Here is a 20,678-nt window from a genome sequence, read left to right on the forward strand (position 1 = left end):
TATAGCGGCTGTTCGAAAGTGGTCGTCTTAAGAGGCCTGAGATACCTTTAGAACAAGAGAGGCTTTCAAGCCGCCCATTGAGCTTTTGCTTAGCGTTAAGTTCCCGCGGTAACTGTGTGCCATTTCATTCACAATATTCAGGCCTAGACCGGTACCAGGAGTCGTTTCATCCAACCTTACGCCTCGTTTGGTCACCTGTTCGAGCTTTTCTTCAGGGATACCTTGTCCGTCGTCTTCAATAATCAATTCGACATTGCCATCGGCCAGTTCATTAGCGTGAACGCGAATAATACTGCCCGCCCACTTATAACTATTTTCGAGTAGGTTACCGACCATCTCATCTAGGTCAGTTTTTTCTACAGCGACCTCAAGTTCAGAGTCCAGCTCATTGATCATAGTGACTTCATTGGCGGCATAAACTTTATCAAACGCCATCGAGATCGCTTCAACACGTTCACAAGGCGACGACTTCACCGAAAGGATGTTCATTGCACCTGCCATACGAGCACGACCAAGGTGGTAATCTATCTGGCTTTGAATCTGCTGAATGGGTTGCTGTAACAGTTTCTTCTCGTTGTCAGGCAGCATTTCTATTTCATTTTTCATCACCGACAGAGGTGTTTTTAATGCATGAGATAGGTTACCGGCGTGGTTACGAGCACGCTCCAGTAATTCTTGGTAATGAAAGAGTAGGGCATTGAGGTCAGATACCAATGGAGAAACTTCTTTCGGGTAGTTATCGCTTAGCCCTTGCTGCTCACCCTTTCTCAGCATTACCAACTCACGCTGCATCTTACTAAGAGGTAATAGAGACCAGCTCACTTGAATACCAATTAACATCAGAACGCCGACAAACAACAACATCAGGATCAACCATACTTGGCCTGTTAGTTCTGCCAGCGTCGACTCTAAAGGATCTTCATCAATACCGATTGTGATGGTGATAGGATCGCTGAGTGAAGGAAGGTAGATATCTTGCTCGATATAAATCAGTTTCTCTTTTTCAGGCCCTTTCACGGAAGTGTGAATAGGAGAACGCTTGATGGTGAGGTCTTTGTCCCATAGAGAGCGAGAACGAATGATTTGATCTTGGGTCGAGGCACGCCAATAAATACCGCTGTAAGGTTGGTTAAACCTAGGGTCAGACAGGCGCTCCGCCATGATTAGGTTACCATTGTCATTGGTTTCAATGTTCGCGGTCAGCTCATCCATGGTTAGGGAAAGCTGCTGCTTCATATCATCGACCAAGTAGTCGTTTACCAGTTTCGGTATGCCGACACCTGCCGCTAATATCATCGCACCAAGCCAAAAAGCCGCAGCGAGGAGCAAGCGGCTTTTTAGACTGATGTTTTTAAGAGTTCGTTTTTTTAGGTTCATGCATTTCCAGCCTGCCTTTGCTCACCGTTATTTGATTGTATTTCGATGATCAGAACAGGCTGTCCATTTAATTGGCTATTACACTGAGTCTCGTTGACGATTGCTTCTAGTGTAATTAGATAGGGCGCTATTCAGCATTCAATTGGTAGCCAAGACCACGTACGGTTTTGATGATCTTCGGTGCGATTTTCTTACGGATACGACCAATGAACACCTCAACCGTGTTTGAGTCGCGGTCGAAGTCTTGTTTGTAGATGTGTTCAACCAACTCTGTACGCGAGATAACCTTGTTTTGGTTATGCATGAAATACGCGACAACCTTATATTCCAGTGCGGTTAGGCTTACGGCTTGGCCTTGCCACAGTACTTTAGAGCTGCGAGTGTCTAGGCTTAAATCGCCAATCTGAAGTACTGGTGCTGCGCTGCCTGATGCTCGGCGCAGTTGAGCACGGATACGGGCAATCAGCTCAACCATTTCGAATGGTTTAGTCAGGTAATCATCTGCGCCTGCGTTTAAGCCTTCAACACGCTGGGTTAGCGTGTCACGAGCACTTAAGATAATCACTGGCGTGTTAATGTTTTCGTCTCGAATGCCTTTTAAAACGGTCAGGCCATCAAGCTTAGGAAGTCCTAAATCGAGAACAATCGCGTCCCACTCTTCTGAGGTAGCACGGTAGAGTGCATCAATACCATCTTGAGAAAGTTCTGGAACCCAGTCGGCTCCCTCAAGTGTTTCAATAATTTGTTGGCCCAAACGAGGTTCGTCTTCAACGACTAAAATTTTCATAATTGTTCTTCTTAATTCTTGTAATGATTCTGCGTTGTGCTGGATTATTCGTCGTGCTTAATTAGTCGCCGTGTTTAATTGCGTTTTTAAAGTTGCGGCCTTCAATTTTTAGCATGTCCAACGTTTCGGCGTTGTATTCAACTTTGATGATGTTGTTTTGGAAGTTAATTTTTAGCTCATACACCCAAATATCATCATCTTCTTCTAGCTCGACTTTAATGATTCGGCCATGAAGATCGTTTTCTACTGCGGCATACATTTCAGAGAAAGGGCGAATATAGCCTTCTCGAACCGCTTCATAGACTTCGTCTTGATCTTCTTCGAATTCGATACGGGTTCCTGCTTTGTGGACGTCTTGTACTAGGTCGTGACCATTATGATGTGAGTCAGCCCATGCGCCAGCAGAAACGAATAAGCCTAAGCTTATAGAAAACAAAGAAATCATAGCTTTACTAAACATAGCGAATCCTAGAGAAGGTTGATAGCGTTCAGTATAAAAAAGTAATTCTGAACAGAAAGTGAACCTGATTAATAATGAGAATTTGATACCGAAAAAATTAACGCTTAAATGGCGAATGCTTTAATACGCCAGACTAACCACCAAGTGTTAAGAACGTAATACTTAACCTTAACGCTGCTGTAGTTCGTCTTCGAATATCTTGTCTCTCATTTTCCAAAAGCGTCCAACTTTACGTGCAATCACGAATTGTGGCGGGCGGAATCTATGTTGGTGAGCAACCACTTTCGATGGCGACGCTTCCTCAAAAGGCCTGTGCCTATCCGCAAGGTGCGGGCGAACAAACTGGTCTTTAAAGTTTTGCTTTTGCTTCTTGGTGGTCAATGACCAAAACTCATGCACTTGCGCTTGGTTTTCACCGCGATAGGTGACTTTAAGCTGCGACTTGCCTTTATCATCCTTGAGTACATTAAGGACCATTTCTAAACACTCAAATACCAAAGCATCTTTTAGATTGAGTGCCTCTTTGAGCTTTTTGTCTGGGTCTACCAAGGTAGCGTCACACTCATGACAAATACGCGCGGCAATGTCGTTGTCGGCGCCGCACTCACCACAATATTTGGCACGGAAGCGATAGTTACAATGCTCGCGTTCGCCCGTGTCTTCATCGGTAAAGTAGCCTTGGCATTTGCGGCCAAAGTGTTCAAGTAAGAAGCCGTTGCTGTCTAGTTTGCCCCAAAAGTTGTTATTGAAGCCGCAAGCCGGGCAAGGGATGGTGATGATTTCACTGTCTGAATCCGGTTTAGGATCACCGACTTCTGGCTGGTAAAGGTCATAGCTGTTGCCCGCATAGTCGAGCACCAAACACTCTTTTTTACCCGGAGACAAACGCAAGCCACGACCAACGATCTGTTGGTACAAACTGATGGATTCTGTTGGGCGAAGTATCGCGATTAAATCCACGTGAGGCGCATCAAAGCCCGTGGTTAATACCGATACGTTGACCAAGAATTTGATCTTACGTTCTTTAAAGTCATTGATGATTTGGTCGCGTTCAACTGTTGGCGTATCACCAATCACAATCGCAGCTTCGCCTTCGGGTAATAAGCCAAGGATCTCTTGAGCGTGTCGAACGGTGGCTGCAAACACCATGATACCAAGTTTGTCTTGGGCGAGATGAATGATCTGGTCGACAATCTGCGGTGTAGCTCGTTTTGATTGTTCGATCACCATATCAAGCTCAGCTTCTTTGTATCGACCTGTACTTGCGGGTTTTAATTGTGAGAAGTCATAGCTCAATACTGGTGCATCTATCATGCGGGCAGGAGTTAAGAAGCCTTCATCAAGCAAGTAACGAATGGGTAGTTCAAAGATGCAGTCGCGGAAGAAGCGTGGTTCGTCCGAACGTACTTGGCCGCGAGTGTGATATTGATAAATCCAGCCCATACCAAGGCGGTACGGCGTTGCCGTTAAGCCAAGCACTTTGATTCCGGAATTATTCTCGCGTAAGTGAGTGATCACTTTCTGATAGCTACTGGTCTTTTCGTCAGGCACGCGGTGGCATTCGTCGATAACCAATAGCGAAAATTGATTAGAGAATGAATCAAGGTTGCGAACCACAGATTGAACCGACGCGAATACTACTTGTTGGTCGGTCTCTTTACGGCCTAAACCAGCCGAGAAGATAGAGCCTTTTAACCCATAACCTTCATACTTTTCATGGTTTTGCTCAACCAACTCTTTGACGTGAGCAAGTACCAATACACGCCCCTTGGCAAGCCTTGCCAGCTCAGCGATGACCAAACTTTTCCCAGCCCCTGTTGGTAGCACGAGAACAGCCGGTGTTTGGTGTTTTCTGAAGTAGTGAATGACTGATTTTACTGAGTCTGCTTGGTATGGGCGGAGTGTATACATATCGCGTCTTGTAAAATGGAGAACAAATAGTGTGAAATAGCTCAACTAATTGAGCAAAGGTGACTATAATACCCGACTTAGATTAGTTGAGGTATTCATGCGTTTAGATAAATTTCTGTGCGATGCACTAGGCATTACTCGAAAAGAAGCAACACACTTATTAAAAACAAAGACTGTGACAGTGAATGATGTCATGCAAAAAAGCGGTTCAGTTAGAGTAACTGAGCAGTGTGTCGTGGAGTGGCAAGGTAATGAGCTGAATGTTCATGGCCCACGTTACATCATGTTGTACAAGCCAGAAGGGTTTGTTTGTTCGCATGAAGATGGCTCAAATCGCACCGCATTTGAATTGCTTGATGAAATCAAAATGGACAAGTTGCACTTTGCAGGTCGTCTAGATGTTGATACTACAGGTCTTGTTCTGATTACGGATGACGGCAAATGGTCTCACCGTATTACTGCGCCAAAACACAAGTGTGAAAAAATGTACCGCGTGTGGTTGGTTGATCCAGTAGAACCAGACTACGTTGAAAAATTCAAAGAGGGCATCCAGCTTAAGAGCGAAGATGGCCTAACACTTCCTGCACATCTTGAAGTTCGTGCAGAACGCGAAGTGCTACTAACGATTCACGAAGGCAAATACCACCAAGTAAAACGTATGTTTGCTGCACTTGGTAACAAGGTAGAAGCACTGCACCGTGAACGTATTGGCGAAATCGAGATGGACGAATCTTTAGAATTAGGTGAATACCGTTACCTAACTCAAGAAGAAGTCGACTCTATCTGGAAGTAACCCTTAGCTATTAATTTATAGCGCTCTCGTTGCAAAGCCGACCAAGGATAGCGTCGGCTGATGATGTTGACTGGTACTAGGAAAGTCTCAGCCAATCTTTTGACTTGCGTGCTCACGTAGGTCCCTAGCTCTATCAGTTGAACATTCGGAGAACCATGCAGACATCTACCACACAGAGCCCAAGCTCCCAACCTGAAACTCCTCAATTAGGCTTAATGCTGTTTTTGATTCTCGGTGCAATTGGTGCACTAACGCCACTTGCTATCGATATGTATTTGCCGGCGATGCCGACCATTGCCAAAGATCTTGGTGTAACGGCGGGTGAAGTACAGATAACGCTAACAGCTTATACCGCAGGTTTTGCGTTGGGTCAGCTGCTGCATGGCCCATTAGCTGATAGCTATGGACGCAAGCCTGTGCTCTTGATTGGTGTGTTCCTGTTTGCTGTTGCTTCTGTGGTGAGTGCGACAACCCACGGCATTGAAGCGCTGACTTACGTTCGTACTGCACAAGGTTTTGCAGGCGCAGCGGCAGCTGTAATCATCCAAGCGGTTGTTCGTGACATGTTTGATCGTGAAGATTTTGCGAGAACCATGTCTTTCGTAACCTTGGTTATGACGGTTGCACCACTTATCGCACCAATGATCGGTGGTTACTTGGCATTGTGGTTTGGTTGGCGCTCAATTTTCTGGGTACTGGCTATCTTTGCTGTGATCGTCATTCTAGCGGTATCGATGAAGATCCCTGAGACGTTACCGGTAGAAAATCGACAGCCTTTGCGTTTCAAAACGACGATTCGTAACTACGCTCGTTTATGTAAGAACCCAACGGCAATGGGACTGATTTTTTCAGGTGCATTTTCATTTTCGGGAATGTTTGCATTCTTAACCGCTGGTTCGTTTGTTTACATCGACATCTACGGTGTTCGCCCAGACCTATTTGGTTACCTGTTTGGCTTGAACATCGTTGCAATGATCTTGATGACGAGCATTAATGGCCGAATTGTGAAGAAAGTCGGCTCTCACGCGATGCTTCGAGTGGGTTTAACCATTCAGCTGTTCGCTGGTTTAGGTTTGTTGGTCGGCTGGTCATTAGATATCGGCCTGTGGGGCATTGTGCCATTCGTGATGCTGTTTATCGGCACACTGTCTACCATTGGTAGTAACTCAATGGCGCTGCTACTCAGTGGGTACCCGAATATGGCTGGTACGGCATCATCACTCGCGGGCACATTAAGATTTGGTACTGGTTCTGTGGTTGGGGCAATTGTCGCAATGCTACCAAGTGATACTGCGGGACCAATGGCTATGGTGATGGCAGCATGTGCAATACTGTCAGCATTACTATATTGGACATTAGGAAAGAAGGCATAATGTCAAAATACTATATTGAAATTCAGAAGCTTGTGAACACCGCACTTGGTGAGCTTTACGCGCTACACAAGTCAGGCAAAGCGATTGACGCACCTATCGCAAACAACCTATACCTTGTTCGCTGGGTAACTAAAGCAATCAAAGCACAAGCGTATGATCGTGTTGTTGTGCCTGATTTGGTTCGCTGGCAAAAGCAGGGGCGTTCAAAGGGCAACAACTCTGATTTAACCTTTACGTTTAAGCGAATCTCAGCGTTTTACGCTCAGTTCTTCCCTGAAGGCGAAGAGCCTAAAGCACTCAAAGACAGTGACGTTGAAGCCTTTATGGACAAAATGTATGAGATGGGCTGGAGTGTATCGAGCGAAGATGAGCTAACCACGGGTGGCAAAATTCAGTTCTTTACCGATGGTGAGCACTCATTCGCGCTATGTGGTAAGCAGTGTGATGACTCTTTCGACGGTGAGTTGATGGTTAAGCCGATGAACTGGTTTGTTCGTGGTAACCACGCTGAGTTTATCCAAGCGGCGATGGAAGCAGGCTTCATGCTTCATAAAGTGACTGACTACAAGTCTGCCGTGAAGTATCACGGAGAATACATCGTATACCCTGCTAACCAAGGCAACCAATTGGCTGAGATCCCAATTAGCTTTGTTGGTTAATGGATAGATACGAGATGCGAGATTAGAGATACGAAGAGCGGATTTATCCGCTCTTTTTTTGCTTCTCATAGCGCCAGTCGCCACTAGAATCCCACATCTGCTTTTAATCTTTTCGTATCTCGTTACCCGAATCCCGCATCTGCTTTTAATTTTTCCGCATCTCGTTACCCGAATCCCGTATCTGCTTTTAATCTTTTCGCATCCCGCTACCCGAATCCCGCATCTGCTTTTAATCTTTTCGAATCTCGTTACTCGAATCCCGTATCTGCTTTTAATCTTTTCGCATCCCGTTACTCGAATCCCTCATCTGCTCCTAGTCTTTTCGCATCTCGTTACTCGCATCTCTCATCTATTTTTTAGCTTGCTTCTCTATCGCTTTCACCATGCCTTTAAAGATAAATAGATGAGCTGGCATCATTGCGAACCAATACAGTAACCCTAGAAAGCCTTTCGGATGCCACCAAGCGGTAATGTTTAATTCGCGTGTGTCTCCGTTATCAGAAACCGTGATTTCCAATCGCCCTAAGCCCGGACCTTTCATCCCAAATAGCAGCGATAGGAATTGGTTCTCTTCACAGCGAATTACTTTCCATGAGTCAATTTTGTCGCCTACTTTTAGTTTTGGCCCTTCTGGCATTTGTCGCACGGGTACTCCGCCACCAAAGAGGAGATCTAACCACTCTCTTGTGCGCCATAAAGCGTTAGCGAAGAAGTAACCCTGTTTAGGGCTTCCAATCTGTTGAGCTACGTGCCAAAGCGATTCTAGTGAGGCAGTCGACGTGATACTTGCACCTGTCTTCTTCGGGTAGTAACCGTATCCCGCTTGCCAGCGTTTAAAGGCGGTTTTATCAAAGCCCCACACATTACTTTTTACGAAGTTACCCTCAGCATGAATCGCTTGTTCAACCATGCTCTCGAACGACACGAGTTTTTGCGGATATTTTTCTTGGATGGTAGTCGAGTTAGCTATGAAGTCATGCTTTAAACCCGCAAGTAATGCTCTCCCTATGTTAGAAGGGACAGAGGTCACCACGCCAAGCCAATAAGAGGCGATTTTAGGCGTGAGTAGGGAAGTCGCCCACAACCTAAGTGGACGATCGGCAGTTTTGGCGATATGCGCGAATTGATTGCGATAAGAGACGATATCTGGACCACCAACCTCAAAGGTCTGATTGTCGCTTGGGGTATCTTGCGCGAGCTTTAACAAGTAGTGATTGAGGTTTTTCAATGCGATAGGGTTAGCTTTTGAGTCGACCCATTTCGGCGCAATCATGATTGGTAGGTTGTAAACGAAGTCTCGCATTATCTCAAAGGCAGCTGAACCAGGGCCAATGATGACGCCAGCTCGAAGCTCAGTAACGGGAACCGATCCTTTTCGAAGGAGCTCACCGGTTTTCTTTCTCGCTTTAAGGTGCTCAGAATCGCCGGTTTGAGGCTGAAGTGAGCTCAGGTAGATAACGTGCTGGTTTTTAGGACCAAGTGCAGAGACAAAGTTGCGAGCAAGGTTTAACTCGTAATCAATGAAGTCGTGGCCTTCAGCCATCCCGTGGACAAGGAAGAAAATAAGATCAAAGTCGGGAACCAAAGCTTGTGTTGCTGCTTGGTCAGCCAGGTCGAGATATTCGAGTGATAAATTCTCATGAAGCTCGGTTCGCGCTTTTAAGTAGTCGATGTGCCTTGCTGCAGCGGTTACTTGATAACCTTGTTCTAGCAGCAGAGGAAGCAGCTGTGAACCAACATATCCAGAAGCGCCTAAAACCAGTACTTTCTTCATCGTTACTCCATGTATTGCTTATCAAACCATCCTTTGTTCATACTACGCTAACTTCTCTGCAAAACCAATTGAGCCTGACTAACGAAAAAGCCAATAGAAAGAATCTATTGGCTTGAGTTTATCGGTGATATCGAACCACTTCGATTGGCATCAATTAGCTTTGTTGCTGAGCTTTAGGGCTAAGGTTGTTTCCTTTGTATTCGCCAGTCAGCGTCTTGAGGAATGCCTTGATAGCGTCGACTTCCTCATCACTCATTTCGACACCAACTTGATACTTACCCATATCAAAGATCGCTTGCTCTAAGGTCTCTGCATGGCCATCGTGGAAGTAAGGTGCTGTAAGTTCGATGTTTCTAAGCGTTGGTACTTTGAACTTATGCTTGTCGGATTCAATTGCAGTGACGTTGTACCTTCCCAAGTCTTCTGGGGTGATATCTGTTCCTCTATCTGCAAAGTAGTCCGCTTTCATGCCCATGGTTTCAAAAGTTTCACCACCCATGGCCTCACCTGTATGGCAAGTATCGCAGCTGTATTGTTTAAATAGCTTTAACCCTTGCTTTTCATGAGCGCTCATCGCATCGGAACTGCCCGTAAGGTATTGGTCGAAACGGCTGTTCGGTGTTACCAGGGTTTTCTCAAATTCAGCGATTGCATGAGTGATGGTGTCACCCGTGATTTCGCCATCATAGGTTTTGTTGAATTTAGCAACCAAGTCAGGATCACGACTCAGCTTGTCGATGATCTGCTGCCAACCTTCAGAGCCCATTTCGATAGGGTTAAATGGAGGACCGCCAGCTTGGTCCTGCAAGTCATTCGCTCTGCCATCCCAAAACTGCAGCTTGTTATACGCTGAGTTGAAAACCGTTGGTGCATTGATTCCGCCTACTTGACCATGAATACCAACAGAACCGACTAAGTTGTCGACACCGCCTGTGTCTAAGCCATGGCAAGTCGCACAAGAAACCGTGTCGTCACCGGATAGTCGAGTGTCGTGGTAGAGCGCTTTGCCTAGCTTAACTCTGTCTTCGTCCACCTCAAACTGAGTGTAGATTGGCTGAAGTGTGCCTTCTCTACGGCTGTCATCTACCGGAGAATCTTGGTGAATGTCCGCTCTTGTTTGGCGTATCCACTTTAACAAGGTGTGCTTTTCTTCATTTGAAACCCCAGCAGACCAGTGCATCGATTGATAGATCTTAGGTGGCATCGAACCGTCGTAAAGTACCTTTTCAATACGCGCAAGTGCTACTTCGGATACTGGTTCATTATTCTGAATACCATTGAAAAGTTGAGTAATTTCAAAGTGTTTCATACCTGTTTGTATGTCGGCATTCATGAGTGGTTTTGCAATCGGCCATTCAGAGTAGAAAGGCATTTCGCTGTCGTTCGTGTGGCAATATGCACACCCTTTATCGCTGAGTACTTTCATCGCTTGGTAGTCTAAAGAGGACTTATCCAAAGATGAAAACTGCGCCAGGCTTTCAGCGGCAAGACGTTGATCGTTTTTATCAACCGTATAAACCATGCCCAGATAAGCCAAGATACCAACACCCGCCAAACTCATTATTAGTTTTTTATTATTCATTTTAACTCCCTATTGAAACTGGAGTGGAAGTTATTGAATTAACGGCAGTTTATGAAATGACAAAAAGGAATGAATATTAATCGAATAACTAGATGGTTAAAAATTTAACGAAATAAAGCCATTTAAATCATGTGGTTAATTTGATTTGTGAAAATTGTTAACAAATTCAATGGAATAAACATCGGGGCTAACTTTGATTTCCATCAATTTAGCGGAATCCGGAGTTAGTTGGGCGTTTTATATATGGTGTGTGTTTGATATTCATGTTTTATGGTTTGTTTGATAAACGATTCGACTTTCAAGTCGGGAGTAGTACGTTTACTTTGTTTAGATTGGATGAGTGAGGCAGTCAAAGACGTTATACGGAATTTTATGCATTCAGTATGATTTATGTATGGTTGAATTTCGAACATTGATATACTGAAAGAATATTCCTTTTGCCTTCAATACGTTCCGTTCAGGTGTGCCTATGCTGCTCTCTTCAATTATCCATCATACACGCGGCGATTTTGTTCGCAGGCTGATTGCTATTGCTTTGCCAATCACCTTGCAGAGCATCATGTTTTCAAGCCGAGGCTTGGTGGATGTGCTGATGTTAGGCCAGCTTGGGGAAGCTGATATTGCGGCGGTTGGTGTCGCAAGCCGTGCGATGTTTGTGACGACTATTATGCTGGTGGGTGTGACCACTGGTGGTGCTCTACTTACTGCTCAGTATTGGGGAGCCGGTGATAGGCAAGGGGTAAGGGAAAGTACCGCATTAACCTGGTTGGTTTCGACCTTGTTTGCTCTTCTGACTATTGTCTTCTTTGTCTCTTTCCCTGCACAAATCATGGGTGTGACGACCGATTCTCAAGAAGTGATCAGTTTAGGTGTTGAATACATCGTCATTACCTCTTTTAGTATGTTGGCGGTGTCGTGCGTTAGCAGCATGGCCGTTGGTTTACGAGCGATGCACAAACCTGGGCTAAGTACCTTCTTCAGTGGTATCGGTATCTTGTCCAACGTGTTTTTAAACTGGGTGCTGATCTTCGGTAACCTAGGGTTTCCCGCACTAGGTATCAAAGGTGCCGCGATAGCTACGGTATTAAGTGGCGCTATCGAAGTGGCGACTTTGTTTGGGTATCTCTATTTCTCTAAACACTTACTTGCTTTCAAGTTCGGTGACATAAAAGCTGCTGCAACGGTAGATAAAGTCGTTCGTTTCTTGAAGCTGTCCCTGCCGACAACCTTCAACTTCTTGGCTTGGGCTGGTGGATTGTTTGCTTATCACGCCATCATGGGTCAGTCAGGCGTGCAAGGCTTAGCGGCTTTATCGGTGATGACGCCTGTTGAGTCGATCTCATTGAGTTTATTGATAGGTATGTCGAATGCAGCTGCAGTGTTAGTGGGGAACCAACTCGGCGCTAAAAACAATGAAGCGGTTTATTACCAAGCGCTTGGCATTACTATCTTGTGTTTCTTAACCAGTATTGTAGTCGCGATTTTCCTCTACTTTGTACAAACGCCAATCTTGAATGCCTTTAGTGCTTTAACGGAAGAAACGCGTGCACTCTCTGAGAAGTTTATTTTAATACTCAGCGTCGGCATTGTTATCCGCTCTATTCCGATGACTGTAATTGTTGGCGTATTGAGAGCGGGCGGTGATGTTAAGTTCTGTCTGTATCAAGATTTGATTGCACAGTGGGTGATTGGTATTCCATTGGCTGCTATCGCGGCTATCTACCTCAAATTTCCACCTGAGTGGGTGTATTTGCTTTTCCTTACTGAAGAGGTGATTAAGTGGAGTGGGTCGCTCTATCGCATGAAAACAAGAAAATGGATTAAAAACTTGATAGGAAGTTGAAGTAGGGCGCATCAATCGCATCACTTTATCATTGGTGTGTGATCTATCTTTCAAAATACTTCCTCCTAACAGGGAATTAGTGTAGATTCTCCTTCCAAATTCTAACTAATGCGAGCTGTTTAATGTTAAAGCTGTCAGACCTATGTAAAGGCTATGTCGATGGGGGGGAGTTCCACCCTGTTTTGCAAGGTGCTGAACTGACATTGAACCAAGGTGACCAGCTAGCATTAATGGGAGAAAGTGGTTCAGGTAAAAGTACTTTATTGAACCTGATTGCCGGTTTGGATTTGGCTGACTCTGGCGAAATCGTTTTTCCTCACTTCAATATGCACGATTCTACTGAGCGAGAACGCACAGCTTATCGTCGCAACAATATTGGTCATATTTTTCAGCAATTCAATTTATTACCAACGTTGAATATCGCTGATAACATCCGCTTTTGCCGTCAGTTAAAAGGCTTGCCTGAAGATAAAGGCCTTTGGAGACAGATTCTCTCTGCCTTAGATCTAATGCCTTTACTTGGTCGCTACCCTGAGGAAGCATCGGGTGGACAACAGCAACGTGCCGCGATTGCTCGTGCGTTGTACATGGAACCAAAGATCTTATTAGCGGATGAACCTACGGGTAGCTTAGATGAGCGTAATGCGGAAGCGGTAATGCGCCTGCTGACTTCTTTGGCTCGTCAATTAGAATGTACATTACTGTTGGTCACACACAGTGAGAAAGTCGCACTGCATATGGACGGCCGGATCCGCCTACAAGGAGGGCAACTGCATGTTATGGCCCGTAGTTAAGGCGCTACTCGGTCATTATCGACGTTACCCACTTCAGATTATCTTGGTATGGCTTGGCTTAACGCTAGGCGTATCACTTTTGGTTGGTGTTACTGCTATCAACCAACACGCCAAGCAAAGCTATGCTCATGGCGAAAAACTCTTTTCGAATCCTCTCCCTTACCGTATTCGACCAAAACACAACGCCAATAAAATCCCGCAAGGTTTTTACATCCAGCTTCGCCGTGAAGGCTTTCAACAGTGCTCTCCTTTTGATCACCATCGTATCACTGATGAAAATGGCGCGAACTTTATGTTGATTGGCATCGACCCTGTTTCGATGCTTCAACTGCAACCGGGTGTGGCGTTAAAAGATCTTAATACGTTGAACCTGATGAAACCGCCATACCCAATACTTGTCAGTGATGATCTCGCTGAGCATATGGAGTGGAATAACGGTGATTATATCCATCTTATGGACGGTTCTGAGCTTGGCCCGTTAATGGTTGATCAAAACAACATCATTGATGGTACTAGGCTGATTGCCGATATCTCGCTACTTAGAATGCTGAAACGCAGTGCTGGTTTGTCGGTGATTGCGTGTTCAGACATGTCTACCGAAAAGTTTGAACGACTCAAGAACATGCTACCGAATGGCTTGACGATCTCCCGTAGCTCTAAAGCAGAACTTGAGTCACTCACTAATGCATTCCACTTAAATCTAAAAGCGATGGGCATGCTGTCTTTCGTCGTAGGTTTGTTTATTTTCTACCAAGCGATGTCGTTATCATTTATTCAGCGTCAGCCGTTAGTGGGGATCTTAAGACAAACCGGTGTCTCTGGTTGGCAGCTCACTAAAGCACTATGTTTAGAGCTATTGATTCTGGTTTTACTGAGCTGGATCTGCGGTAATGTCTTTGGTGTGATGTTGGCTAACCAACTGTTACCTGCTGTATCTTCTAGCCTAGGCGACTTATATGACGCCAATGTTGGCTTAACGATTGACTGGAATTGGCGTTGGAGCGGTTACAGCTTGATGATGGCATTGATTGGCGCTTTCTTAGCGTGCGCATGGCCATTGGTTCGCTTACTTAAATCTCAGCCTATTCGTTTGTCTTCTCGCCTATCGTTGATGCGTTTTGCGGGCACAGAGTTCACTTGGCAAGCTTTGATTGGTTGTGGTTTCCTTGTTGCTGCTGTTGCAGTTTATCAAGCCCCCCAAACTCAAGAGTCTGGTTTTGCCATCATTGCTTTAATGCTGGTGAGTGTGGCTCTCTTTACACCATTCCTTATGTGGAAGCTGTTCAACAGTCTCTCTTACTCATTGCGTTGGGTTCGTGCTCGCTGGTTCTTTGCTGATGCTGCATCTAGTATGAGCTACCGCGGTGTTGCGACTATGGCCTTTATGTTGGCGTTAACCGCGAACATTGGTGTAGAAACCATGGTCGGTAGTTTCAGAGATACCACGGACAAATGGTTAACACAGAGATTAGCCGCTGACCTCTATATATACCCAACAAACAATGCAGCAGCACGTATGAGTAACTGGTTGTCAGAACAGCCAGAAGTAGACTCTGTGTGGTGGCGTTGGGAAAAAGATGTTGCTTCTCCAGTGGGTAGTATTCAAGTGGTGAGTACAGGCCCTTCAGAGGGCGAGCTTGAAGCATTAACGATTAAACTCGGCATTCCGAATTATTGGTATCACTTACACCACTCTAAAGGTGTGTTGATCAGCGAATCCATGTCACTCAAGCTAGGAATTCGTCCTGGTGATTATATTGATCTCTACGATAACTTAGGTTCTGGCTGGCAGGTCGTTGGTGTGTATTACGATTATGGCAATCCTTATCACCAAGTGATGATGTCCCATAGAAACTGGCTGTATGGTTTTGCTGGTCGGGGTAATGTCGGACTGGGTGTAATACTAAAAGACGATGTGAATGCAGTAGGGCTTAGAAGCCGATTGGAAAGTGTATTCAGGCTTGGTTCCGAACGCATATTCGATAACAACAATATTCATAGCCAAGCGATGCGCGTGTTTGATAGAACCTTCGCCATTGCAGATACCTTGGGTAACATTACCTTGGTAATCGCCGTGTTCGGTATTTTCTTTGCGACGGTCGCCGGTGAGGTTTCAAGACAAAGGCATATATCGTTGCAACGATGTTTAGGCGTATCGGCGAAAGAGTTGATTCTTACCGGTAGTTTACAGCTGTTTGTGTTTGGGCTTATCTCTTCTTTAATCGCGGTTCCTCTTGGCTTAGCGTTGGCGAGTTTGATTGTGGATATCGTCATTAAGCAGTCTTTTGGGTGGTCACTCGAATTACAAGTTCTCCCTTGGGACTATTTCGGGACATTTGCTTGGGCAATGGCAGCATTGATGATAGCTGGTGCTTTACCAGTGATGAGAATGATTCGGAACACACCGATGAAGTCACTGAGGGATGCCCTTTAATATGTTTCTACGCAACAGCTCAACTAAGTTAAGACATCGTTTTTTGTCTTCGCTACTGTTAATCAGTTTCTTCGGCATCTTTTTGAGTGTTTGGGGTTACTACTCCTATTTCATCGACCCAGGTGAGAAAGGGGTCAACGAGGTTAACTCTGTGCTAGTCAGCGAGCACTTCAATGTGTTTGAGCCTGTGTTGCCGGATCGAAGCGTCTCCCTGCCGCGTGATTTTAAGTTCCATCCAGAATTTCAACATGAGTGGTGGCACTATTTTGCGTCTTTAAAAGGCGACGATGGCAAAGACTATTCGGTTCAGTGGAGCTTTTTCCGTATTGCGACGGACGAACGTGAGACTCCTGGGTGGCAGAGCCCGCAAGTCTATATTTCTAACGTAGTCGTTTCTTCTAAATCTAAAGTGTGGAAAGAGCAACGTATGGCTCGTGGTGGCATTGGCCAAGCGGGAATGACCAGTCGTCCATTTAGAATTTGGATTGATAATTGGAATTGGCGTTCATTAGGTCATACGCCGTTTCCTGGCCGCCTTCAAGTGCAAACGGATACGTTTGGGCTGCAATTAGATACTGTGGCAAAAGGACCATATGTACTCAATGGTGATAACGGCTATCAGAAAAAGCATGATCTGCTACCTGTCGCGTCTTACAACTTTAGTGCTCCGTTTTTGTCACTGAGTGGCGTGTTGAATCTTGATGGTGTCGCTAAGGAAGTAGAAGGCACAGCGTGGGTGCATAAAGAGTGGGGCAGTGGTTTACTTGGAGTCGGTCAGCAAGGCTGGGATTGGTTTGTGTTTAACCTTGATGACGGTACAGCACTGAGCATCAACCGCTATCGCCATAATCAGCAGCTACCCTATGTGTTCGGAACGTTAGCCACTCGTTCTGGCAAGGTGTACCAGCTAACGGAATCCGATATTTCGATTCAGCCTTTGCAGAACACCACATTGATGAATGGCCGACGAATGCCACTACAGTGGATCATTAACGTGCCTAAGCATGATATCAACCTGACTACGCGCATTATACGTCGAGATATGTGGCTTCCATTTGTCATACCATATTGGGAAGGTTCAATCATGGCCAGCGGAAGCCATGAGGCAACCGGCTTTATGCAGCTTACCGGCTACTAAAAAACACCTAAGGCTATCATTTGATAGCCTTTTTTTGTGCCACTTACTTTTCTCTGCATGCAATGAATTGTGCATACAGGTTCGATGAACTCATCTATACTTAATTCATGGTGCATAACAACATTATGGAATATACGACGTATTGTTTAGTATTTGTAGGAAAAACCGAAGTTAAACATCCAAAGAAGTGATTATCTATCGATAAAGCTTGGATATAAACTCATGGTTATTCTTTGTTATTCGTTTATTTAAATAATAAATATAAGGGCGAAATCATGACCGACGTCATCCGTGACTTCTTTAAAATGGAATCTGCTGGCGGCATCATCCTAGTTATCGCTGCGGCGATCGCAATGTTTGTAGCAAACTCACCACTGAACGAAATGTACCAGGGCGTCCTGCACAGTTACGTTCTTGGTATGTCTGTGTCTCACTGGATCAACGATGGCTTAATGGCTGTCTTCTTCCTTCTAATTGGCTTAGAAGTTAAACGTGAGCTTTTAGAAGGCGCATTGAAGTCTAAAGAGACTGCTATCTTCCCTGCTATCGCAGCGGTAGGTGGTATGTTGGCTCCTGCACTTATTTACGTGCTATTTAACTCTAGTAATCCTGAAGCGCTTCAAGGTTGGGCTATCCCGGCTGCAACTGATATCGCATTCGCGTTAGGTATCATGGCGCTTCTAGGTAACCGAGTACCAGTAAGCTTGAAAGTGTTCCTGCTGGCTCTAGCAATTATCGATGACCTAGGTGTTGTTGTTATCATTGCATTGTTCTACTCAGGTGACTTATCAACGCTTGCTCTTACCGTTGGTTTCATCGCAACAGGTGTGCTGTTCATGCTAAACAACAAGCATGTGACTAAACTGAGCGCTTACCTGATTGTTGGTGCCATTCTGTGGTTCGCAGTATTGAAATCTGGTGTTCATGCAACATTGGCGGGTGTAGTAATTGGCTTTGCTATCCCACTGAAAGGCAATAAAGGAGAGCACTCTCCACTGAAACACCTAGAGCACGCACTGCACCCATACGTAGCTTTTGCAATTCTGCCAATCTTCGCATTTGCAAACGCAGGTATCTCACTGGAAGGTATCTCAATTTCAAACCTTACGGGCATGCTACCTCTTGGTATCGCTATGGGTCTATTGGTTGGTAAGCCGCTGGGTATCTTCCTATTCAGCTGGGGTGCTGTGAAAACGGGTGTCGCTAAGCTACCTGAAGGTGTCAACTTCATGAACATCTTCGCGGTATCTGTGCTGTGTGGTATTGGCTTTACGATGTCTATCTTTATTTCATCATTGGCATTTGGTCCAACGAACGCAGATTTTGATACGCTAGCTCGACTAGGTATCCTGATGGGTTCAACAACAGCCGCTATCTTAGGTTACTTCCTGCTAAGCATTTCTTTACCGAAAACTAAGCACCAAGAAGTAAAACTTTAATCGGTGATTAGCTCGGTTAACCATCGAGCTAGTTCCTGAATAACAAGCTAATGCTTGAGTAGCAATAAAAATTACAGAGTCATTCCCGAGACTTAGTAGTTTCAAAGAACAAAAAGCCGCGATGGGCATCCCTATCGCGGCTTTTCTCTTTTTGTGCTTGTCTTAGCGGTTTATCTTTTCGTTCTGTAACAGTCGAGTCTTTATCTATTTTTCAAGTGTGGTGAAAATAGTCCACTCTTCAACGATTTGTTCGCTTAAGCCAACCACGGTTGCGGTTACTCTACGGTTCAAAGCGTGTGATGTTGCATCGTCACCTTCACTTTCTAAACGATCCTCACCGTAACCTACGACTCTAACTCGGCTTGGGTCGATGCCGTTGGATAGCAACTCATCTTCGACGTGGTGAGCGCGTTTCTTTGAGAGCTCTAAGTTGTATTCGCTAGAGCCAACTTTACTTGCGTAGCCTTGAATTTCGATGGACGCACTTTGGTAGGTTTCTAAAAACTCAGCCATGGTGGTTATCTGATCTGAGAAAATCGGATTCACTTCGTAAGAATCGTTGGCAAATAGTATATTGAGCTGTCTAACTTCTTCCGCGCGTATAATCTCCCCACAACCTTCGTTATCGACTAACGATGCTGGGGGTGTTGCAGGGCAGGTGTCTCTCGCATTGACAACACCGTCTTTGTCATCGTCTTGTAGATCGGATATTTGCTCGGCTTCGGGTGTCTCAATATATTCCTCTTCTTGTTGGCTAGAACAAGCGAGTAGGGACATTGTTAGTGCAGGAAGCAGTAAGTAGGTTATCTTCATGATCAATACTCCACAGCCGTTGTCCACTCGTCTGGAATATCAACCAGCAGAGCGTTCAATAAAGAACCTGTCGCATTCATTACTCGATACTTAGCATATTGCTCAGCGTAATGGGCATCTAAGTAATCTTTTCGAGCTTCAAACAATTCATTCTCAGTGTTTAGCAAGTCAAGAAGAGTACGTTTACCTATTCGGTATTGTTTGCCATAAGCGATAACCGTTTCTGATGCCGAATCCACATGGTCAGATAAGAAGTTCTTTTGTTGTAGTGTTAAATCTAATGCACTCCAAGATAGACGCAGCCCTTCTTCGACTTGGCGATAAGCTCTGTCTCTCAAGTCTTTTGCTTTATTCAGTTGATAGGCGGCGGCTTCCGAGTTCGCGCTGTCTGTGCCACCGTTGTACAGGTTGTATCGCATTCTCAGCATCGCCAATGTTTCTTGACTAGAGCCTTCGTCACCACCAGCATCGTCGCGCCATGATTGCGATGCCTCAATGGAGAATGTTGGGTAATTCACGCCCTTTGATTGTTTGTATTGGAAGTGTGCTGAATCGACATCCGCGTTGGCGACTTTGATGACAGGGTGTTGGTCGAGTGCATCAACCAGTGCATCCGACAGTGACAGTGGGATCATTGAAATATCGGCTCTTGGATAAACTAAGCCGAGTGGTTCTTGCCCCACGATTCTTCTAAATTGTGTGTGCGTATCAATAAGGTTGTTTTGTGCAGCGAGTAGGTTGCCGTGTGCTTTTGCGATCCTCGCTTCTACTTGGGATACATCCGCTGTTGAACCGATACCTGAGTTCGCTCGTTTTTTTATGTCTTTATAAATTTTCTTGTGTATCGCAAGGTTACTCTCAGACAAGGCCAATACCTCAGTCGCTTTTACCGCGTCTAGGTAAATCTGTGTAACTTCAAGTGCTTTGTCTTCAGCATCTGCCAATAGCTGTAACCGGACCGATTCGGCTTCTGCAGCAGTACGATCCATATCGTAGAGCGTCGCCGAGCCATCCCACAACAATTGGGTGAGGGAAATCGTTGCTTCTTTTCTCGTGAGGTCGGTATCTGGGCCATTGTTTGGCGCAGGGTTTATGCCCTCGTAACCAATACCGGCATCAAGATCGATGCTTGGTCTGTATGCTCCACCAGAGGCGTCGTTACGCTTTCTAACACTCTCAAACTCATTAAATATGCTTTTTATCTCGGGGTTGGTTGCCAACGTAATAGCGACAGCCTGTTCCAGAGTTTGAGCGGCGAGCGGTGTGGTGACGACTAAGCAACACATCATGGATAATTTGAACAATTTCAAAGTAGCTCTCCTTCTACTCTCATTGTCTTCTCTTTTTCTCAACCAATGTTCCCAGTTGAATTGAGAGAAGTGTACTAATCGAAGCTTAGGACATCTGTAAAAAAATGCGAAGTTTGAAGGCTTATTTTTGCCTGTAAGTGGCTATTGCTGTTGAACAATTTGATATTAGCTCCATTCGTTAGCTCTTGTTG

The 20,678-nt window shown here is 45.2% G+C and carries 16 protein-coding genes; 8 read left to right on the forward strand and 8 right to left on the reverse strand.

What is annotated here, in order from left to right:
* Positions 1 to 27: 27 nt before the first annotated feature.
* From OH460_RS15125 to OH460_RS15140, 4 genes are all read right to left on the reverse strand, one after another.
* Positions 28 to 1,377, reverse strand: coding sequence for an ATP-binding protein (locus OH460_RS15125; RefSeq protein WP_269998322.1), 1,350 nt, complete (start codon positions 1,375 to 1,377; stop codon positions 28 to 30).
* 127 nt (positions 1,378 to 1,504) lie between these two features.
* Positions 1,505 to 2,164 carry a response regulator transcription factor gene (locus tag OH460_RS15130; protein ID WP_004741316.1) on the reverse strand — a complete coding sequence of 220 codons (660 nt, stop codon included), beginning with the start codon at positions 2,162 to 2,164 and terminating at the stop codon, positions 1,505 to 1,507.
* A gap of 61 nt (positions 2,165 to 2,225) precedes the next feature.
* Entirely contained in the window at positions 2,226 to 2,624 is a 399-nt protein-coding gene (locus tag OH460_RS15135) for a PepSY domain-containing protein (RefSeq protein ID WP_132763695.1), read from the reverse strand.
* A gap of 168 nt (positions 2,625 to 2,792) precedes the next feature.
* A complete protein-coding gene (locus OH460_RS15140; protein WP_269998326.1) occupies positions 2,793 to 4,535 on the reverse strand; it encodes a DEAD/DEAH box helicase in 1,743 nt (580 codons plus the stop codon).
* A 97-nt stretch (positions 4,536 to 4,632) separates the two neighbouring features.
* On the opposite strand from OH460_RS15140, the gene rsuA reads away from it, so the two are divergent.
* The 3 genes from rsuA to OH460_RS15155 all read left to right on the forward strand — a co-directional run bounded on the left by rsuA (position 4,633) and on the right by OH460_RS15155 (position 7,360).
* Positions 4,633 to 5,328 (forward strand): 16S rRNA pseudouridine(516) synthase RsuA, encoded by a 696-nt coding sequence (rsuA, locus tag OH460_RS15145; protein ID WP_269998327.1) that lies wholly within the window; start codon positions 4,633 to 4,635, stop codon positions 5,326 to 5,328.
* A 155-nt stretch (positions 5,329 to 5,483) separates the two neighbouring features.
* Positions 5,484 to 6,701 carry a Bcr/CflA family multidrug efflux MFS transporter gene (locus tag OH460_RS15150; protein ID WP_269998329.1) on the forward strand — a complete coding sequence of 406 codons (1,218 nt, stop codon included), beginning with the start codon at positions 5,484 to 5,486 and terminating at the stop codon, positions 6,699 to 6,701.
* On the forward strand, positions 6,701 to 7,360 hold the full coding sequence (locus OH460_RS15155; protein ID WP_008222810.1) for a DUF2913 family protein: 660 nt from the start codon (positions 6,701 to 6,703) through the stop codon (positions 7,358 to 7,360). The genes OH460_RS15150 and OH460_RS15155 overlap by 1 nt, the downstream gene beginning before the upstream one ends.
* A 349-nt stretch (positions 7,361 to 7,709) precedes the next feature.
* Here the strand turns inward: OH460_RS15155 and OH460_RS15160 are convergent, their stop codons facing one another.
* Positions 7,710 to 9,134 carry a DUF2867 domain-containing protein gene (locus OH460_RS15160; RefSeq protein ID WP_269998333.1) on the reverse strand — a complete coding sequence of 475 codons (1,425 nt, stop codon included), beginning with the start codon at positions 9,132 to 9,134 and terminating at the stop codon, positions 7,710 to 7,712.
* 154 nt (positions 9,135 to 9,288) lie between these two features.
* A complete protein-coding gene (locus OH460_RS15165) occupies positions 9,289 to 10,716 on the reverse strand; it encodes a cytochrome c peroxidase (protein WP_269998335.1) in 1,428 nt (475 codons plus the stop codon).
* Positions 10,717 to 11,185: 469 nt separating this feature from the next.
* Between OH460_RS15165 and OH460_RS15170 the strand changes: the two genes are divergently transcribed.
* From OH460_RS15170 to nhaA, 5 genes are all read left to right on the forward strand, one after another.
* The gene (locus tag OH460_RS15170; RefSeq protein WP_269998337.1) at positions 11,186 to 12,559 is read left to right on the forward strand and encodes an MATE family efflux transporter; all 1,374 of its coding nucleotides are present in this window, start codon (positions 11,186 to 11,188) and stop codon (positions 12,557 to 12,559) included.
* Positions 12,560 to 12,681: 122 nt separating this feature from the next.
* Positions 12,682 to 13,353: an ABC transporter ATP-binding protein gene (locus OH460_RS15175; RefSeq protein WP_008222831.1), complete on the forward strand. Its 672-nt coding sequence runs from the start codon at positions 12,682 to 12,684 to the stop codon at positions 13,351 to 13,353.
* Complete coding sequence (locus OH460_RS15180) at positions 13,334 to 15,787, forward strand: ABC transporter permease (RefSeq protein WP_269998339.1); 2,454 nt, start codon at positions 13,334 to 13,336, stop codon at positions 15,785 to 15,787. The genes OH460_RS15175 and OH460_RS15180 overlap by 20 nt, the downstream gene beginning before the upstream one ends.
* Positions 15,777 to 16,925: a lipocalin-like domain-containing protein gene (locus OH460_RS15185; protein WP_269998341.1), complete on the forward strand. Its 1,149-nt coding sequence runs from the start codon at positions 15,777 to 15,779 to the stop codon at positions 16,923 to 16,925. The genes OH460_RS15180 and OH460_RS15185 overlap by 11 nt, the downstream gene beginning before the upstream one ends.
* 275 nt (positions 16,926 to 17,200) lie before the next feature.
* Positions 17,201 to 18,364 carry a Na+/H+ antiporter NhaA gene (gene nhaA, locus OH460_RS15190; RefSeq protein ID WP_008222837.1) on the forward strand — a complete coding sequence of 388 codons (1,164 nt, stop codon included), beginning with the start codon at positions 17,201 to 17,203 and terminating at the stop codon, positions 18,362 to 18,364.
* 204 nt (positions 18,365 to 18,568) lie between these two features.
* Here the strand turns inward: nhaA and OH460_RS15195 are convergent, their stop codons facing one another.
* Together OH460_RS15195 and OH460_RS15200 are read right to left on the reverse strand one after the other, a co-directional pair.
* The gene (locus tag OH460_RS15195; protein WP_269998424.1) at positions 18,569 to 19,180 is read right to left on the reverse strand and encodes an OmpA family protein; all 612 of its coding nucleotides are present in this window, start codon (positions 19,178 to 19,180) and stop codon (positions 18,569 to 18,571) included.
* Positions 19,180 to 20,487 carry a TolC family outer membrane protein gene (locus OH460_RS15200; protein ID WP_269998343.1) on the reverse strand — a complete coding sequence of 436 codons (1,308 nt, stop codon included), beginning with the start codon at positions 20,485 to 20,487 and terminating at the stop codon, positions 19,180 to 19,182. Before OH460_RS15200 ends, OH460_RS15195 begins: the two co-directional genes overlap by 1 nt.
* Between the last annotated feature and the right edge of the window lie 191 nt (positions 20,488 to 20,678).

Source organism: Vibrio sp. Makdt (genome assembly GCF_027587015.1).
Lineage (GTDB): Bacteria > Pseudomonadota > Gammaproteobacteria > Enterobacterales > Vibrionaceae > Vibrio > Vibrio chagasii_B.

Excerpts from the sequence above, each read along its gene's own strand:
- OH460_RS15125 (WP_269998322.1), bottom strand. The coding sequence starts at position 1,377 with ATGAACCTAAAAAAACGAACTCTTAAAAACATCAGTCTAAAAAGCCGC.
- OH460_RS15130 (WP_004741316.1), bottom strand. The coding sequence starts at position 2,164 with ATGAAAATTTTAGTCGTTGAAGACGAACCTCGTTTGGGCCAACAAATT.
- OH460_RS15135 (WP_132763695.1), bottom strand. The coding sequence starts at position 2,624 with ATGTTTAGTAAAGCTATGATTTCTTTGTTTTCTATAAGCTTAGGCTTA.
- OH460_RS15140 (WP_269998326.1), bottom strand. The coding sequence starts at position 4,535 with ATGTATACACTCCGCCCATACCAAGCAGACTCAGTAAAATCAGTCATT.
- rsuA (WP_269998327.1), top strand. The coding sequence starts at position 4,633 with ATGCGTTTAGATAAATTTCTGTGCGATGCACTAGGCATTACTCGAAAA.
- OH460_RS15150 (WP_269998329.1), top strand. The coding sequence starts at position 5,484 with ATGCAGACATCTACCACACAGAGCCCAAGCTCCCAACCTGAAACTCCT.
- OH460_RS15155 (WP_008222810.1), top strand. The coding sequence starts at position 6,701 with ATGTCAAAATACTATATTGAAATTCAGAAGCTTGTGAACACCGCACTT.
- OH460_RS15160 (WP_269998333.1), bottom strand. The coding sequence starts at position 9,134 with ATGAAGAAAGTACTGGTTTTAGGCGCTTCTGGATATGTTGGTTCACAG.
- OH460_RS15165 (WP_269998335.1), bottom strand. The coding sequence starts at position 10,716 with ATGAATAATAAAAAACTAATAATGAGTTTGGCGGGTGTTGGTATCTTG.
- OH460_RS15170 (WP_269998337.1), top strand. The coding sequence starts at position 11,186 with ATGCTGCTCTCTTCAATTATCCATCATACACGCGGCGATTTTGTTCGC.
- OH460_RS15175 (WP_008222831.1), top strand. The coding sequence starts at position 12,682 with ATGTTAAAGCTGTCAGACCTATGTAAAGGCTATGTCGATGGGGGGGAG.
- OH460_RS15180 (WP_269998339.1), top strand. The coding sequence starts at position 13,334 with ATGTTATGGCCCGTAGTTAAGGCGCTACTCGGTCATTATCGACGTTAC.
- OH460_RS15185 (WP_269998341.1), top strand. The coding sequence starts at position 15,777 with ATGCCCTTTAATATGTTTCTACGCAACAGCTCAACTAAGTTAAGACAT.
- nhaA (WP_008222837.1), top strand. The coding sequence starts at position 17,201 with ATGACCGACGTCATCCGTGACTTCTTTAAAATGGAATCTGCTGGCGGC.